The organism is Vibrio sp. 2130-1 (genome assembly GCF_033339515.1).
The window spans coordinates 1-698 of the sequence record NZ_JAWOUT010000287.1 but is presented as its reverse complement, the minus strand read 5'-3'; the positions used below and the strand labels follow the sequence as shown (position 1 = coordinate 698).

Here is a 698-nt window from a genome sequence, read left to right as displayed (position 1 = left end):
AAGGTGGTATCGATCTTCTGATGAGTGAAGGTGTGGGTACTTCTGCGGTATCTCTGTTGAAAAACAAGGCGTTGCCAGTTGGTACGATTCTGCTTGAACTGATTTACGCGGTAGATGCGCAAGCACCAAAACGCAGCGGTATCACTCGCTTCTTACCGAAAACGCCAATCCGTCTGATGATGGACTCGCGTGGTAACGATCTATCGGCTCAAGTGGAGTTTGAAGGTTTCAACCGTCAACTTAGCCCAGTAAACCGTCATCTTGGCAGCAAGCTGGTGACGTCTGTGCAAAAAGACGTGCACCGTTTGATTGAAGCAGGTGATGTGCTGGTTGAAGAGAAAGTGGAAGCCGTTCGCAAGCAAGCACAGCAAGATATGCAGCAAAGCTTGAATGCGGAGCTAGAGCGTTTACAAGCCTTGAAAGCGGTGAACCCAAACATTCGTGATGAAGAGATTGAAGCGATTGAAGCGCAAATCAAAGAGCTGACTGGTTACATCAATCAAGCTCAAGTGCAGCTCGACTCGCTCCGTCTGATCGTGGTGAGCCACAACTAATCGCGTAAAACGCATTAAAAAAGGTCTTCAATCGAAGACCTTTTTCTTTATCTGCGGTTTGCCTGTGGATTACATCAACCACTTCCACCAAATAAACAAAGCTAAGAAGCCAAACAAGTAAATCAGCCCAGCAATCGATAGCCA

The 698-nt window shown here is 47.0% G+C and carries 1 pseudogene; it reads left to right on the top strand.

The annotated features are described in order from the left end of the window. A pseudogene (locus R7Q09_RS25775) lies at nt 1-554 on the top strand (RNA polymerase-associated protein RapA); the annotation flags it as partial. Between the last annotated feature and the right edge of the window lie 144 nt (nt 555-698).